Here is a 15,068-nt window from a genome sequence, read left to right as displayed (position 1 = left end):
TCCCTGAGAATTATGTTCGTTTTCGCGCATGGAGCGTGTCGGCAAACGCCATCGCCAGCCCCACGGCCAGCCCGGCGACGTGCGCACCGTTGGCGATAGACATACCAAACAGATCAAACCATCCGGCAATTAGCCATATTAACGCAAAGGTTATTAGTCCGCGTTGCAGATAGATGCCGCTTTCCGGATCGCGCTCCCCGCGAAGCCAGACATAGCCCATCAGGGCATACACGACGCCCGACAGCCCGCCGAACCACGGTCCGCTGAACTTGTGCTGCACATAGCCGCTCAGCAGGGCGCTGATAAGGGTGATAACGATCAGCTTGCCGCTGCCCAGACGCTTTTCAACGGCACCGCCGAGATACCACCACCAGAGCAGGTTAAAGAGGATATGCATCACCGAGAAGTGCATCAGCGCGTGGCTAAAGTAGCGCCAGACGTCAAGCTCAAGAGACGGGTCATAGGGCCAGGCCAGAGCAATCATCACGCTCTGGTCGCCCACCACGTTCATAATAATGAAGACGATAATGCAGGCCGCCATCAGCAGCAGCGTAAACGGGCCCGCGCGTTCGCGGAGGGTGGCAAGGAAGGGAAAACGGCTGTAGTGCAATCCGCTGTCGGTCTGGCCGGACTGCCAGCTGGCCGCCAGATAGCGCGGGTCGCCGGGATTCTCAAGAAAACGCGCCAGCTCTTCGTTTACGCGCGCGGCCTGGCTCTCGTCGGCCAGCCAGACGTCGGTCTGGTTATGTTGCTGAATGGTCAGAATAACGCCCTGCGTCGCCATATAGTCGACAAACGCCTGGGCGACGCGCGGGTTGGTAAAAGAGGTGATCATCAACATGGGCAGCGGTCGCTTATTTCCACACAAAAGGGGACAGTATAGCGGGATCAGCGCTCAAAAGCGTATTCCACTTCTGCCGGGAAATGACGATGCCAGGCATCGAAGCCGCCGTCGACGCTGTACACCGCGTCGTAGCCCTGCTGAAGCAGATACTGCGCCGCGCCTTTGCTGCTGTTGCCGTGGTAGCACATGACCATGACCGGCGTCTCGAAGTCGTTATCGCGCATAAACGCGCCCAGCGTGTCGTTAGTGAGATGGAACGCGCCCGGCGTGTGGCCCATCGCAAAACTCTGCGGATCGCGGATGTCCACCAGCACCGCTTTTCCCTGGTGCATCTTCTGGTGGGCTTCTTCTACGTTAATACATTCAAACTGATCCATGGTGTTCTCATCTTATATTCAGGTGTGGTGCGTTTTTCCCCTCACCCTACCCTCTCCCGGAGGGAGAGGGAAACGGATCTCCCTCTCCCCGTGGGAGAGGGCTGGGGTGAGGGCATCAGACCGCACTATTTTACCCCGTAGTGTACGTCCTGGCGGCGGGTAAACGCCATTATGTTATCCATATCACTCTAAATTGTTTTTTTGATGTTACCAAAAGCGCGTTCCTTTGCTATTATGAGCGATATCGAACATTTCTGAGCTTTAACGAAAGTGCATGAGGGTGTTATGGAAACCAAAGATCTGATTGTGATAGGCGGTGGCATCAACGGTGCCGGTATTGCGGTCGATGCCGCAGGACGCGGTTTATCCGTACTGATGCTGGAAGCTAACGATCTCGCCTGCGCGACGTCGTCCGCCAGCTCCAAACTGATTCACGGTGGCCTGCGCTACCTGGAACACTACGAATTCCGCCTGGTCAGCGAAGCGCTGGCCGAACGTGAAGTGCTGCTGAAAATGGCGCCGCATCTGGCTATCCCGATGCGCTTCCGCCTGCCCCATCGCCCGCATCTGCGTCCGGCGTGGATGATCCGAATTGGTCTGTTTATGTACGATCATCTGGGTAAACGCACCAGCCTCCCGGGTTCGAAAGGTTTGCGTTTTGGCTCAGAATCGGTCCTTAAGCCTGAAATCGTGCGCGGTTTCGAATATTCCGACTGCTGGGTGGACGATGCACGCCTGGTGCTGGCGAATGCCCAGATGGTCGAGAAGAAAGGCGGCGAGGTGAAAACCCGCACCCGCGCGACCGCTGCCCGTCGTGAAAACGGCCTGTGGATTGTAGAAGCGGAAGACATCGATACCGGCGAGAAATTCAGCTGGAAAGCGCGCGGCCTGGTGAACGCTACCGGCCCGTGGGTGAAGCAGTTCTTCGACGACGGTATGCATCTGCCTTCGCCGTACGGCATTCGCCTGATCAAGGGCAGCCACATTGTGGTGCCGCGCGTGCATACGCAGAAGCAGGCCTACATCCTGCAGAACGAAGACAAGCGCATCGTGTTTGTGATCCCGTGGATGGACGAATTCTCGATCATCGGTACCACCGACGTGGAGTACAAAGGCGATCCGAAGAACGTCGAGATCGACGAGAGCGAAGTGAACTACCTGCTCAAAGTGTTTAACGCGCACTTTAAGAAACAGCTGTCGCGCGATGACGTGGTCTGGACCTACTCCGGCGTGCGTCCGCTGTGCGATGACGAGTCTGACTCACCGCAGGCGATTACCCGCGACTATACGCTTGATATTCACGACGTTGACGGCCAGGCGCCGCTGCTTTCCGTGTTTGGCGGCAAGCTGACCACCTACCGCAAGCTGGCCGAGCACGCGCTGGAGAAACTGGCGCCGTACTATAAAGGCATTGGCCCGGCATGGACCAAAGGCGCGGTACTGCCCGGCGGTGATATCGGCGATAACCGCGATGATTACGCCGCGAAGCTGCGCCGTCGCTTCCCATTCATCACCGAAGGAATGGCGCGCCACTATGCCCGCACCTACGGCAGCAATACCGAGCTGTTCCTGGGAGAGGCAAAGGACATTGCGGATCTGGGCGAGCATTTCGGCCACGAGCTGTACGAAGCCGAGCTGCGCTATCTGGTTGAGCACGAGTGGGTTCGTCGTCTGGATGATGCTATCTGGCGTCGTACCAAAGAAGGGATGTGGCTCAACGCCGAGCAGCAGTCTCGCGTGGCGCAGTGGTTACTGCAAAATGCGGGGAAGCGTGAGCTGTCGCTGGCGTCTTGATGTGAAAAAAAGCCCGGTGGCGCTACCGCTTACCGGGCCTACGGGATCGACCAGGCCGGGTAAGGCGTAGCCGCCACCCGGCTTTGTTTTACAACCTCACCGGATCAATATGCCAGATCGTCTCGGCATACTCCTTGATGGTCCTGTCAGATGAGAAATACCCCATATTAGCGATGTTATACATCGCGGCGCTGGTCCACTTCTCCTGCTGACGATACAGTTCGTCCACCTTGTCCTGACAGTCCACGTAGCTGCGATAATCCGCCAGCACCTGGTAGTGATCGCCAAAGTTAATCAGCGAATCCACCAGATCGCGATAGCGGCTCGGTTCATCCGGGCTAAACACGCCGGTCGCGATCTGCGTCAGCACCTGGCGTAACTCTTCATCCTCTTCGTAATATTGACGCGGCGAGTAGCCTTTCCTGCGCAGCGCCTCCACCTCTTCCGTCGTATTACCGAAGATAAAGATATTTTCTTCGCCCACGTGCTCCAGCATCTCGACATTCGCCCCGTCAAGCGTACCAATGGTCAGCGCGCCGTTAAGGGCAAACTTCATGTTACTGGTGCCGGATGCTTCCGTACCCGCCGTAGAAATCTGCTCAGAGAGATCCGCCGCCGGGATGATCATCTGCGCCAGACTTACGCTGTAGTTCGGAATGAACACCACCTTCAGCTTGTCGCCAATGTCCGGATCCTGGTTGACCACCTTCGCCACATCGTTGATGAGATGAATAATGTGCTTCGCCATGTAGTAGGCAGAAGCCGCCTTACCGGCGAAGATCTTCACGCGCGGCACCCATTCGGCCGTTGGATCGGCCTTGATGCGGTTGTAATGGGTGATCACGTGCAGCACGTTCATCAGCTGACGCTTGTATTCGTGGATGCGTTTGATCTGAACGTCGAACAGCGCTTTCGGGTTTGCCACCACGTTGAGGTGCATCGCCAGCCAGACCGCCAGACGCTTTTTATTCAGCAGCTTGGCTTCGCGCACGGCTTTGTTCACCGTCGGGAAATCAATGTGCTGTTCCAGCTCGCTCAGCTGGCTCAAATCGGTCCGCCAGGTACGACCAATATTCTCGTCCAGCACCTCAGAGAGCGGCTGGTTGGCCAGCGCCAGCCAGCGGCGCGGCGTGACGCCGTTGGTCACGTTGCAGAAGCGCGTCGGGAAGATCTTCGCGAAGTCCGCAAACAGCGACTGCACCATCAGGTTCGAGTGGAGCTCGGACACGCCGTTGACCTTGTGGCTGATGACGACCGCCAGCCAGGCCATGCGCACGCGGCGACCGTTTGATTCATCAATGATGGAAGCCCGGCTCAGCAGCCCGGTATCGTTCGGGTACTGCTCCTGCAGCGTCTTGAGGAAGTAGTCGTTAATCTCAAAGATAATCTGCAGATGGCGCGGCAGGATTTTGCCGAGCATGTCCACCGGCCACGTTTCCAGCGCTTCACTCATCAGCGTGTGGTTGGTGTAGGAGAACACCTGACAGGTCACTTCAAACGCGTCATCCCAGCTGAACTTATGCTCGTCGATCAGCAGGCGCATCAGCTCCGGAATGGAGAGCACCGGGTGGGTGTCGTTAAGGTGGATCGCGGTTTTCTCCGCCAGGTTGGCGTAGGTTTTGTGCAGCTGATGGTGGCGGCTGAGGATATCCTGAATCGTCGAGGAGACGAGGAAATACTCCTGACGCAGGCGCAGCTCGCGACCGGAGTAGGTCGAGTCATCCGGGTACAGCACGCGGGACACGTTCTCAGAGTGGTTTTTATCTTCCACCGCCGCAAAGTAGTCACCCTGGTTGAATTTACCGAGGTTAATTTCGCTACTGGCCTGGGCACTCCACAGGCGCAGCGTGTTGGTGGCATCGGTGTCATAGCCGGGGATAATCTGGTCGTAGGCCACGGCCAGGATCTCTTCCGTTTCTACCCAGCGGGATTTTTTGCCTTCCTGCTGGATACGCCCGCCAAAGCGCACCTTGTAGCGCGTATTGTGGCGCTTAAACTCCCACGGGTTGCCGTACTCCAGCCAGTAGTCCGGCGACTCTTTCTGGCGCCCATCGACGATGTTCTGTTTGAACATACCGTAGTCGTAGCGAATACCGTAGCCGCGGCCCGGCAGCGCCAGCGTCGCCAGCGAGTCGAGAAAGCAGGCGGCGAGACGCCCCAGGCCGCCGTTTCCGAGGCCCGGGTCGTTCTCTTCGTCGATCAGTTCTTCTAAATCTAACCCCATCTCTTCCAGGGCGGTCTTGACGTCGTCATAAATACCGAGCGACAACAGCGCGTTGGACAGCGTGCGGCCAATCAAAAATTCCATCGACAGGTAGTAAACCTGACGCGTTTCCTGCGAGAGCTGGGCGCGGTTTGAGCGCAGCCAGCGTTCCACTAAACGGTCACGCACCGCAAACAGGGTGGCGTTCAGCCACTCGTGCTTGTTGGCAATAACCGGATCTTTCCCGATGGTGAACATCAGCTTGTAGGCGATGGAGTGCTTTAACGCCTCAACGCTGAGCGTGGGTGAAGAGTAGCTAAATGGAGCGTTCATATCAGTAACTTCGCCTCGTTACATCAAGCGTTGATAGAGATCGCGGTATGACTGCGCCGCGACATGCCAGCTAAAGTCCATGGACATCGCCTGACGCTGAACGTAACGCCAGAGCGATGGACGGGACCACAAGACGAAAGCACGCCGAATCGCCCGAAGCAGCGACCAGGCATTACTGTCCTCAAAGACAAACCCGCTGGCGATACCGTCCGCCAGGTTTTCCAGAGAGCTATCGGATACGGTATCCGCCAGCCCGCCCGTGCGGCGAACCAGCGGCAGCGTGCCGTATTTCAGGCCGTAGAGCTGCGTCAGGCCGCAGGGTTCGAAACGGCTCGGCACCAGAATGACGTCCGCGCCGCCCATGATGCGGTGCGAGAACGCTTCGTGGTAGCCAATCTGCACGCCCACCTGCCCCGGATGTTCCGCCGCGGCGGCAAGGAAACCTTCCTGCAGCACCGGGTCGCCCGCGCCGAGCAGCGCCAGCTGCCCGCCCTGCTCCAGTAAACCGGGCAGCGCCTCCAGCACCAGATCCAGCCCTTTCTGGCTGGTCAGGCGGCTGACCACCGCGAACAGCGGCACCTTGTCGTTAACCTTCAGGCCCATCGCAATCTGCAGCTGGCGTTTGTTTTCCGCTTTGTCTTCCACGGAATCACGGCCATAGCGCGCCGCCAGCAGGAGATCGGTCTCCGGGCTCCAGATCTGTTCATCCACGCCGTTCAGAATGCCCGACAGGCGGCCTTCGCGATGGCGCTGTTGCAGCAACCCTTCCAGACCGTAGCCAAACTCCGGCTGGGTGATCTCACGCGCGTAGGTTGGGCTCACCGCCGTGATGTGATCGGCGTAGTACAGCCCCGCTTTCAGGAACGAGATCTGCCCGTTAAACTCCAGCCCGTGCATGTTATAGAACGATAATGGCAGATCGATTTCACTCATGTGATGGGCATAGTACATCCCCTGATACGCCAGGTTATGCACGGTAAAGACCGATTTGGCCGGATGGCCGCGCGCCGCGAGATACGCCGGGGCAAGCCCGGCGTGCCAGTCGTGCGCGTGCACCACATCCGGGCGCCAGAACGGATCCAGCCCCGTCGCCATTTCGGCACCGACCCAGCCGAGCAGCGCAAAGCGCAGCACGTTGTCGGTATAGGCGAACAGGTTCGTATCGTGATACGGGCTACCCGGTCGATCGTATAAGTGCGGCGCGTCGATCAGGTAAATCCCTACGCCATTGTAATGTCCAAACAGCAAGGTGATGCGTCCGGCGAAGGTCTCACGGCGGGTCACCACTTTTGCATCGGGAATACCGCGCCGGATATCCGGAAAGGCGGGCAGCAGGACTCGGGTATCCACGCCTCCGGCGATTTGCGCCGCCGGTAATGCGCCCAGAACATCCGCCAGACCGCCCGTTTTTAACAACGGGAACATCTCAGAACATACGTGTAAAACCTGCATCATCGCTCCTGTTTGATCTGCAGCTTCCGCAACATTTCCCGTGTGACTAACACGATCCCCTCTTCCGAACGATAGAAACGACGCGCGTCTTCTTCCGCGTTTTCACCAATCACCATTCCTTCGGGAATGACGCAGGCACGATCGATAACGCAGCGACGCAGACGACACGAGCGACCTACCCAGACATCAGGCAGTAAGACTGCCGAATCGATATTACAGAATGAATTTATCCGCACGCGGGGGAACAGCACCGACTGCACCACCACCGAGCCTGAAATAATGCACCCGCCGGACACCAGCGAGTTCAGCGTCATACCGTGGCTGCCGGAGCGATCCTGAACAAATTTGGCCGGCGGCAGCGATTCCATATGGGTACGAATCGGCCAGTTCTGGTCGTACATATCCAGCTCAGGCGTGACTGACGCCAGGTCGAGGTTCGCTTTCCAGTACGCTTCCAGGGTTCCCACATCGCGCCAGTAGGGTTCCGCATTCGGGTCGGACTGCACGCAGGACAGCGGGAAAGGATGTGCATACGCCATGCCAGCTTTCGTGATTTTCGGAATGATGTCTTTACCGAAGTCGTGGCTGGAGTTTTCGTCTTTGTCGTCTTCTTCCAGCAGTTCATAAAGATATTCTGCATCAAAGATGTAGATCCCCATGCTGGCAAGCGATTTGGTGTCATCGCCCGGCATGGTTGGCGGGTTCGCCGGTTTTTCAACAAAGTCGATAATTTTGTCATCGGCATCCACGTGCATCACGCCAAACGCCGTCGCTTCAGCAACGGGCACAGGCAGACACGCCACGGTGCAGCGCGCCCCTTTTTCGACGTGGTCGATGAGCATGTGGGAGTAATCTTGCTTGTAGATATGGTCCCCGGCGAGGATCACGATGTATTCCGCGCTGTATCGACGAATGATGTCGAGGTTCTGCGTCACCGCATCCGCCGTCCCGCGGTACCAGTTCTCGCCGTGGACGCGTTGCTGAGCAGGAAGGAGATCGACAAACTCGTTCATCTCTTCGCTGAAGAATGACCAGCCGCGCTGGATATGCTGAACCAGCGTGTGCGACTGATACTGCGTTATGACGCCAATACGGCGAATGCCCGAGTTCAGGCAGTTGGAGAGCGCAAAGTCGATGATGCGGAACTTACCACCAAAGTGAACAGCCGGTTTGGCGCGCTTGATGGTCAAATCTTTCAGACGGGTACCACGCCCACCCGCAAGTATCAGGGCAACCGTTTTTAATGGTAGCTGGCGTGCCAACATTAAGGGATCGTTCTTCTCTAATCTAACCATGACTAACTCCTTTTTTATCATCTTTGGAATACGCACACTCCGTGCGCAGGCCCGTGCCAGACAGCCATTACTACCGGATTATCCGCTCCGGCAAAGGGGGGAACAGCTCGCCATTCCCCTTCAGGTAAAACAATCTCTGCGACGTCATCCGTCGCGTTCAGCGTGACCAGCCATTTATCCGACAGCAGGATTTGCAGGCGTGGTACGCCGTGTTGCCACTCTTGCGCGCTTAACGGTTGCGCGTCTTGATTCAACCAGCGAACGTTGCCGTCACCCTCTTCCCACCAGCTGTCGGCGGTCAGCGCGGGGATCTGCTGGCGAAGATGGATCAGCGCAGCGGTAAAATGAATCAGCCCGCTGTTGGCTTCACCCCAGTCGAGCCAGGTTAACGTGTTGTCCTGGCAATACGCATTGTTGTTACCGTGCTGGCTGTGGCCGTGCTCATCGCCTGCCAGCAGCATCGGCGTGCCCTGCGACAATAAAAGCGTTGTCAGCAGCGCATGTACGCTGGCGCGTCGCCGCTCGATAACGTCAAGGCTTCCGCCTAACCCTTCTATACCATGATTAAAGCTATGGTTATTGTTAGTGCCATCGCGATTCTCTTCGCCGTTTGCCTCATTGTGTTTCTGATTGAAACAAACGCAGTCCCTGAGCGTAAAACCGTCGTGCGCCGTCAACAGATTGACGGTGGCCGACGGGCGTTTGCCGTCGCGCTTAAAGAGATCGCTTGAAGCGGCAAAGCGTCCGGCGAACTCCCCCAGCGACAGATTTCGTTCCAGCCAGAAGCGGCGCGCGGCATCGCGGTAGTGATCGTTCCACTCGGCAAACAGCGGCGGGAAATTCCCGACCTGATAACCGCCTTCACCAATGTCCCACGGCTCGGCAATAAGCTTCACCTGCGAGAGCACCGGACAGTTTTTTATCGCCTCAAACAGCGGCGCCTGCTGGCTAAACGCCGGCGTGCGCCCCATCACGGGCGCCAGGTCAAAACGAAAACCGTCGACGTGGAACGTTTCCACCCAGTATTTCAGGCATTCATAAGCAAAATGCGTGACCGCCGGATGGCTGAGGTTGAGCGTGTTACCGCAGCCGGTCCAGTTCTCATAATCGCCATCCTGCCTGATCCAATAATAGCTACGGTTATCAATTCCGCGCATGGAGAGCGTCGGACCGTCGAGATCGCTTTCAGCACTGTGGTTCAGCACGACGTCCAGAATGACCTCAATGCCCGCCGTATGAAGCGCCTTCACCGCATCGCGAAACTCGTCCCGCGCCTTTTCCGGATGGGCGGCATAGCGTGGCTCAAGCGCGAACATCGCCAGCGGGTTGTAGCCCCAGTAGTTGCTTAGCCCCAGCCGCTGCAGGCGCGGCTCGCTGGCAAAATGGGCAACGGGCAGCAGTTCCAGCGCGGTGATGCCGAGGTGTTTCAGGTAGGCAATCATTGTGGGATGCCCGAGCGCCTTATAGGTGCCGCGCATCTCTTTGGGTATCGACGGGTGCAGGTACGTCAGCCCTTTGACGTGGGCTTCATAAATGACGGTATTGCCCCACGGCGTCTGCGGCGGGGCATCGTCTTCCCAGTCATAAAGATCGTTCACCACCACGCTTTTTGGCGCGACGGGCGCGCTGTCGCGGTGGTCGGGCTCGCCGTAGCCCACGTGGAAGAGCGGGTCGTCTTTAAACTCGCCGTCCACGCGGTGCGCGCACGGGTCGATCAACAGCTTCGCCGGATTAAACCAGTGCCCCTGCGCCGGATCCCACGGACCGTGTACGCGAAAGCCATAGTGCATGCCTGGCCGTCCTCCGGCCAGGTAGCCGTGCCAGGTATCCCCCGTGCGCTCGGGTAAATCGTAACGGTGTTCGTTACCTTCCCCATCAAACACGCACAGTTCTACCCGCTCAGCGTGAGCGGAAAAGAGGGTGAAATTGACCCCCTTTCCGTCAAAACGCGCGCCGAGCGGTTCGGGTTTACCTGCCGTAAGCTGCGTCATTCGCCCTCCCGCATCAGCCAGATGGTGCCAAGCGGCGGCAGCGTCAGGCTCAGGGAGTTTGGTCGTCCGTGGCTTTCGATGGCGTCGCTTTGTACCAGCCCGCCGTTACCGGCGTTGCTGCCGTGGTAGTGCATCGAGTCGGTATTCAGGATCTCGCGCCATTTACCCGGCTGGTTAATGCCGAAGCGGTAGTGTTCGCGCGGCACCGGCGTGAAGTTGCTGGCGACGATGATTTCGTTACCGGCTTTGTCACGACGCGCAAAGACAAACACCGAGCGCTCGTGGTCGTCCACTACCAGCCACTCAAAGCCGTACGGATCGAAGTCGAGCTCGTGCAGCGCTTTGTGGTGGCGATAGGTCAGGTTAAGGTCGCGCACCAGACGCTGCACCCCGTGATGCCAGTTGTCACCGCCTTCCAGCAGATGCCAGTCGAGGCTGGCGTCGTGGTTCCACTCGCGTCCCTGAGCGAACTCATTGCCCATAAACAGCAGTTTCTTGCCCGGGAAGGCAAACATCCAGCCGTAGTAGGCGCGCAGGTTGGCAAACTTCTGCCACGCGTCGCCCGGCATGCGGTCGAGAATGGATTTTTTGCCGTGCACCACTTCATCGTGGGACAGCGGCAGCATGAAGTTTTCGGTGTAGTTGTAGAGCATCCCGAACGTCAGCTTGTCGTGATGGTACTGACGGTGGATCGGATCCAGCTTCATGTAGTCGAGCGTGTCGTGCATCCAGCCCAGGTTCCACTTATACCAGAACCCCAGGCCGCCTAATGACGGCGGACGGGAGACGCCCGCAAAGTCTGTCGACTCTTCCGCCATGGTCACGGCACCGTCCACCTGCTCGCCGATAATGCGGTTGGTGTTGCGCAGGAATTCAATCGCTTCCAGGTTTTCACGGCCGCCAAACTCGTTCGGGATCCACTCGCCCTCTTTGCGGCTGTAGTCGCGGTAGATCATTGACGCCACCGCATCGACGCGCAGGGCATCAATACCAAACCGCTCGATCCAGTACAGGGCATTCCCGACCAGATAGTTTGCGACTTCACGGCGACCGTAGTTGTAGATCAGCGTATTCCAGTCCTGGTGATAGCCTTCGCGCGGGTCGCTGTGCTCGTACAGCTTCGTGCCGTCAAACTCAGCCAGCGCAAAGTCATCCGACGGGAAATGGCCCGGCACCCAGTCGAGGATGACGTTCAGCCCGGCGGCGTGCGCGGCATCAATGAAATAGCGGAAGTCATCGCGCGTGCCGAAGCGGCGCGTGGGCGCATACAGCCCGGTGGGCTGATAGCCCCAGCTGCCGTCGAACGGATGCTCGTTGACCGGCAGCAGCTCAAGGTGGGTAAAGCCCATCCATTTGGCATAGGGCACCAGCTGGTCGGCAAGCTCACGGTAGCTCAGCCAGAAGTTGTTATCGGTGTGGCGACGCCAGGAGCCAAGGTGTACCTCATAGACGGAGATGGGCGCATCAAAACGGTTGGCCTGTTTACGCTCCTCCGTCTGGACAACCTTCTCCGGCAGGCCGCAAATCAGCGACGCGGTATCCGGGCGCATCTGCGCTTCGAAGGCATACGGGTCGGCTTTAATGCGCAGCTTGCCGTGGGCGTCGATCATCTCGAATTTATAAAGCTGCCCGTGGTGCGCCCCGGGGATAAACAGCTCCCAGATGCCGGTTTCCCGGCGCAGGCGCATCGGGTGGCGGCGGCCGTCCCAGTAGTTGAACTGGCCGACAACGGAGACGCGCTGGGCGTTAGGCGCCCACACGGCGAACCGCGTGCCGGTAATGCCGTCCATGGTATCGGCATGGGCACCCAGCGTTTCATAAGGGCGAAGATGCGTTCCTTCGGAGAGCAGCCAGGCATCCATCTCTTTAAGCAGAGGGCCAAAGCTGTAAGGATCGTCAATCAGGTTTTGCTGACCGTGCCAGAGAACGGCGAGCTGATAGCGAAAAGGGTTTTTACGACGGGGCATTACGCCCGAGAAGAAGCCACGGGAATCGAAGCATTCAAGATTGCCGACCTTGCGGCCGGTTTTGGGTTCAATCACCCAGACTTCTGTTGCATCCGGTAACAGTGCCCGAACTTCAAGGCCATCCTCAGTATGATGCATCCCAAGCACAGAAAAGGGGTCAGCAAAATGACCCGCAATAAGCGCATTAATCACGTCTCTATCCACACGATCGGACATGGTATTCATCCTGTTTTTTATGTCGTCCTTTTTAAGCGCTCCGGGACGACTTTTAATGTGACCTGAACGGGACAGCACAAAAATGTGCATCCATTCTGCTCCGTTCGAACCTCAGGTAAGAAATGACTCTTCCTTAAAGCATAGCCAACGCTCTAGATGACTCCTGATAAAAAATAAGACATACGCGTGTTACTCCATGTAGTACGCAAAAAAAAGGGGTGAAAATCACCCCCGGTATTTAACAAATTATTACGCCAGCTGGCGCAGCATGCGGCGCAGCGGTTCTGCCGCGCCCCATAAGAGCTGGTCACCCACGGTGAACGCGGAGAGATACTCCGGCCCCATGTTCAGCTTGCGCAGACGGCCAACCGGCGTGGTCAGCGTGCCGGTAACGGCAGCCGGGGTCAGCTCGCGCATGGTGATATCGCGATCGTTTGGTACCACTTTCGCCCACGGGTTGTGCGCGGCCAGCAGTTCTTCCACGGTCGGAATAGACACATCTTTTTTCAGTTTAATGGTGAAGGCCTGGCTGTGGCAGCGCAGCGCGCCGATACGCACGCAAAGGCCGTCAACCGGAATGGTGTTCGCGGTCGCGAGGATTTTGTTGGTCTCAGCCTGGCCCTTCCACTCTTCGCGGGTCTGGCCGTTATCCAGCTGTTTGTCGATCCACGGGATCAGGCCACCGGCCAGCGGTACGCCGAAGTTATCCACCGGCAGCTCGCCGCTGCGGGTCAGTTGGGTGACCTTACGCTCGATATCAAGAATAGCGGACGCCGGGTTTGCCAGCTCGGTCGCGACGCTCTGGTGCAGCTGGCCCATCTGGGTCAGCAGCTCGCGCATGTGACGCGCGCCGCCGCCGGACGCGGCCTGGTAGGTCGCCACGGAGACCCACTCCACCAGATCCTGCGCGAACAGACCGCCGAGGGACATCAGCATCAGGCTGACGGTGCAGTTGCCGCCAACAAAGGTTTTCACGCCGTTGTTCAGGCCGTCGGTGATGACGCCCTGGTTAACCGGGTCGAGAATGATGATGGCATCGTCTTTCATACGCAGCGAAGAGGCCGCGTCAATCCAGTAGCCCTGCCAGCCGCTTTCACGCAGCTTTGGATAGATTTCGTTGGTATAATCGCCGCCCTGGCACGTCACAATAATGTCGAGTGCCTTCAGCGCTTCCAGATCGTAAGCATCCTGCAACGTGCCTGTGGTACCACCAAAGGACGGAGCAGCCTGGCCGAGCTGGGAAGTGGAGAAGAAGACCGGGCGGATAGCGTCGAAATCGCGCTCTTCAACCATGCGTTGCATGAGTACAGAGCCGACCATACCGCGCCAGCCGATAAAACCAACGTTTTTCATAGCATTTTTTTCCTGCTGAGGGTGTGTGCTGTTTGTGCAAGCCAGTATTGAACTGGGATATGCTTCACATTACAAAATGCTGCCAAAGTCGCAAGCGAAATTAATCGATGATTGCCCGGCAATCAGAAATACAGCTAATTATCATAATAACCTTAGAGAATTTCAGGGATAATTTACATGAGTGAAATCATTTCCGCAGCGGTTTTATTGATTCTGATAATGGATCCACTGGGTAACCTGCCGATCTTCATGTCGGTGCTGAAGCACACCGAGCCGAAGCGCCGCCGGGCGATCATGATCCGCGAGCTGCTCATCGCCCTGCTGGTGATGTTTATCTTCCTGTTTGCCGGGGAAAAAATTCTCGCGTTCCTGAACCTGCGCGCCGAAACCGTGTCGATTTCCGGCGGGATTATTCTGTTCCTGATCGCCATTAAGATGATTTTCCCGAGCGCGGAAGGCAGCAGCAGCGGCCTGCCTGCGGGTGAAGAGCCGTTTATAGTGCCGCTGGCGATTCCCCTCGTCGCCGGGCCAACCATTCTGGCCACGCTGATGCTGCTGTCGCATCAGTATCCGAACCAGATGAGCCATCTGGTGATTGCCCTGCTGATCGCCTGGGGCGGGACGTTTATTATCCTGCTGCAGTCGTCCCTGTTCCTTCGCCTGCTGGGTGAGAAAGGGGTGAACGCGCTGGAACGCCTGATGGGGCTGATTCTGGTAATGATGGCGACGCAAATGTTCCTGGACGGGATCAGGGCGTGGATGAAAGGCTAGGTAAAAGCAAAATGGCCACTACGTGGCCATTTTTAGTGTTTGCTCCCTCTCCCCGTGGGAGAGGGCCGGGGTGAGGGCATCAGGCCGCAGAGGACGTATTTTTGCCGGGTGGCGGCTTCGCCTTACCCGGCCTACAAAACTTAACCCTTACGAATCAAATACCGGTACGGCAGCGCCTCGGTCTGCTGTGCCACCAGCTCATGCTCCATAAAGGTACAAAAACCGGGAATATCGCGGGTCGTGGCCGGGTCATCGGCAATAATCAGCAGCGTTTCACCGGTCTGCATGTTGCGCACGGTTTTGCGTACCATCATTACCGGCTCCGGGCAGCGAAGGCCCTGGGCATCAAGAGTGTGGTCTGGGCTGGAAAACAGGTCGGTCATGGTCTTCTCGGTCTGGTAAAAACGGCTGTAGTTTACGCCCGGTTGCGATCAATGCAAACCAGGTTAACGATTGCGTAAAAACTAACCAT

At 57.7% G+C, this 15,068-nt stretch carries 11 protein-coding genes; 2 read left to right on the top strand and 9 right to left on the bottom strand.

Features of this window, described 5'->3' with window-relative positions; translation table 11 throughout:
• Positions 1-10: 10 nt before the first annotated feature.
• Positions 11-841, bottom strand: coding sequence for a rhomboid family intramembrane serine protease GlpG (gene glpG, locus V4835_RS01830; protein ID WP_331411087.1), 831 nt, complete (start codon positions 839-841; stop codon positions 11-13).
• A 47-nt stretch (positions 842-888) separates the two neighbouring features.
• Positions 889-1,221: a thiosulfate sulfurtransferase GlpE gene (gene glpE / locus V4835_RS01825; RefSeq protein WP_006177908.1), complete on the bottom strand. Its 333-nt coding sequence runs from the start codon at positions 1,219-1,221 to the stop codon at positions 889-891.
• Positions 1,222-1,506: 285 nt separating this feature from the next.
• Between glpE and glpD the strand changes: the two genes are divergently transcribed.
• Positions 1,507-3,015, top strand: coding sequence for a glycerol-3-phosphate dehydrogenase (gene glpD / locus V4835_RS01820; protein ID WP_331411086.1), 1,509 nt, complete (start codon positions 1,507-1,509; stop codon positions 3,013-3,015).
• 88 nt (positions 3,016-3,103) lie between these two features.
• Here glpD and glgP read toward each other — a convergent pair whose 3' ends face one another.
• The 6 genes from glgP to asd all read right to left on the bottom strand — a co-directional run bounded on the left by glgP (position 3,104) and on the right by asd (position 13,825).
• Positions 3,104-5,551, bottom strand: a complete 2,448-nt coding sequence (gene glgP, locus V4835_RS01815) for a glycogen phosphorylase (RefSeq protein ID WP_029740650.1) — start codon at positions 5,549-5,551, stop codon at positions 3,104-3,106.
• An 18-nt stretch (positions 5,552-5,569) separates the two neighbouring features.
• A complete protein-coding gene (gene glgA / locus V4835_RS01810; protein ID WP_063144255.1) occupies positions 5,570-7,003 on the bottom strand; it encodes a glycogen synthase GlgA in 1,434 nt (477 codons plus the stop codon).
• Positions 7,003-8,298, bottom strand: coding sequence for a glucose-1-phosphate adenylyltransferase (gene glgC / locus V4835_RS01805; RefSeq protein WP_063144256.1), 1,296 nt, complete (start codon positions 8,296-8,298; stop codon positions 7,003-7,005). Before glgC ends, glgA begins: the two co-directional genes overlap by 1 nt.
• 17 nt (positions 8,299-8,315) lie before the next feature.
• Positions 8,316-10,289 carry a glycogen debranching protein GlgX gene (gene glgX, locus V4835_RS01800; protein ID WP_331411085.1) on the bottom strand — a complete coding sequence of 658 codons (1,974 nt, stop codon included), beginning with the start codon at positions 10,287-10,289 and terminating at the stop codon, positions 8,316-8,318.
• Positions 10,286-12,472, bottom strand: a complete 2,187-nt coding sequence (gene glgB / locus V4835_RS01795) for a 1,4-alpha-glucan branching enzyme (protein WP_331411084.1) — start codon at positions 12,470-12,472, stop codon at positions 10,286-10,288. Before glgB ends, glgX begins: the two co-directional genes overlap by 4 nt.
• 249 nt (positions 12,473-12,721) lie before the next feature.
• A complete protein-coding gene (asd, locus tag V4835_RS01790; protein ID WP_033146834.1) occupies positions 12,722-13,825 on the bottom strand; it encodes an aspartate-semialdehyde dehydrogenase in 1,104 nt (367 codons plus the stop codon).
• A gap of 177 nt (positions 13,826-14,002) precedes the next feature.
• Here asd and yhgN point away from each other — a divergent pair, with 177 nt between their 5' ends.
• Positions 14,003-14,596: an NAAT family transporter YhgN gene (yhgN, locus tag V4835_RS01785; protein WP_003861574.1), complete on the top strand. Its 594-nt coding sequence runs from the start codon at positions 14,003-14,005 to the stop codon at positions 14,594-14,596.
• A gap of 140 nt (positions 14,597-14,736) precedes the next feature.
• On the opposite strand, the gene tusA is transcribed toward yhgN, so the two are convergent.
• Positions 14,737-14,979 (bottom strand): sulfurtransferase TusA, encoded by a 243-nt coding sequence (gene tusA, locus V4835_RS01780; protein ID WP_008503071.1) that lies wholly within the window; start codon positions 14,977-14,979, stop codon positions 14,737-14,739.
• Between the last annotated feature and the right edge of the window lie 89 nt (positions 14,980-15,068).

Source organism: Enterobacter cloacae complex sp. CARB60, assembly GCF_036487345.1.
Lineage (GTDB): Bacteria > Pseudomonadota > Gammaproteobacteria > Enterobacterales > Enterobacteriaceae > Enterobacter > Enterobacter asburiae_D.
The sequence above is the reverse complement of the archived record's forward strand: the minus strand, read 5'-3'. Positions and strand labels throughout refer to the sequence as shown.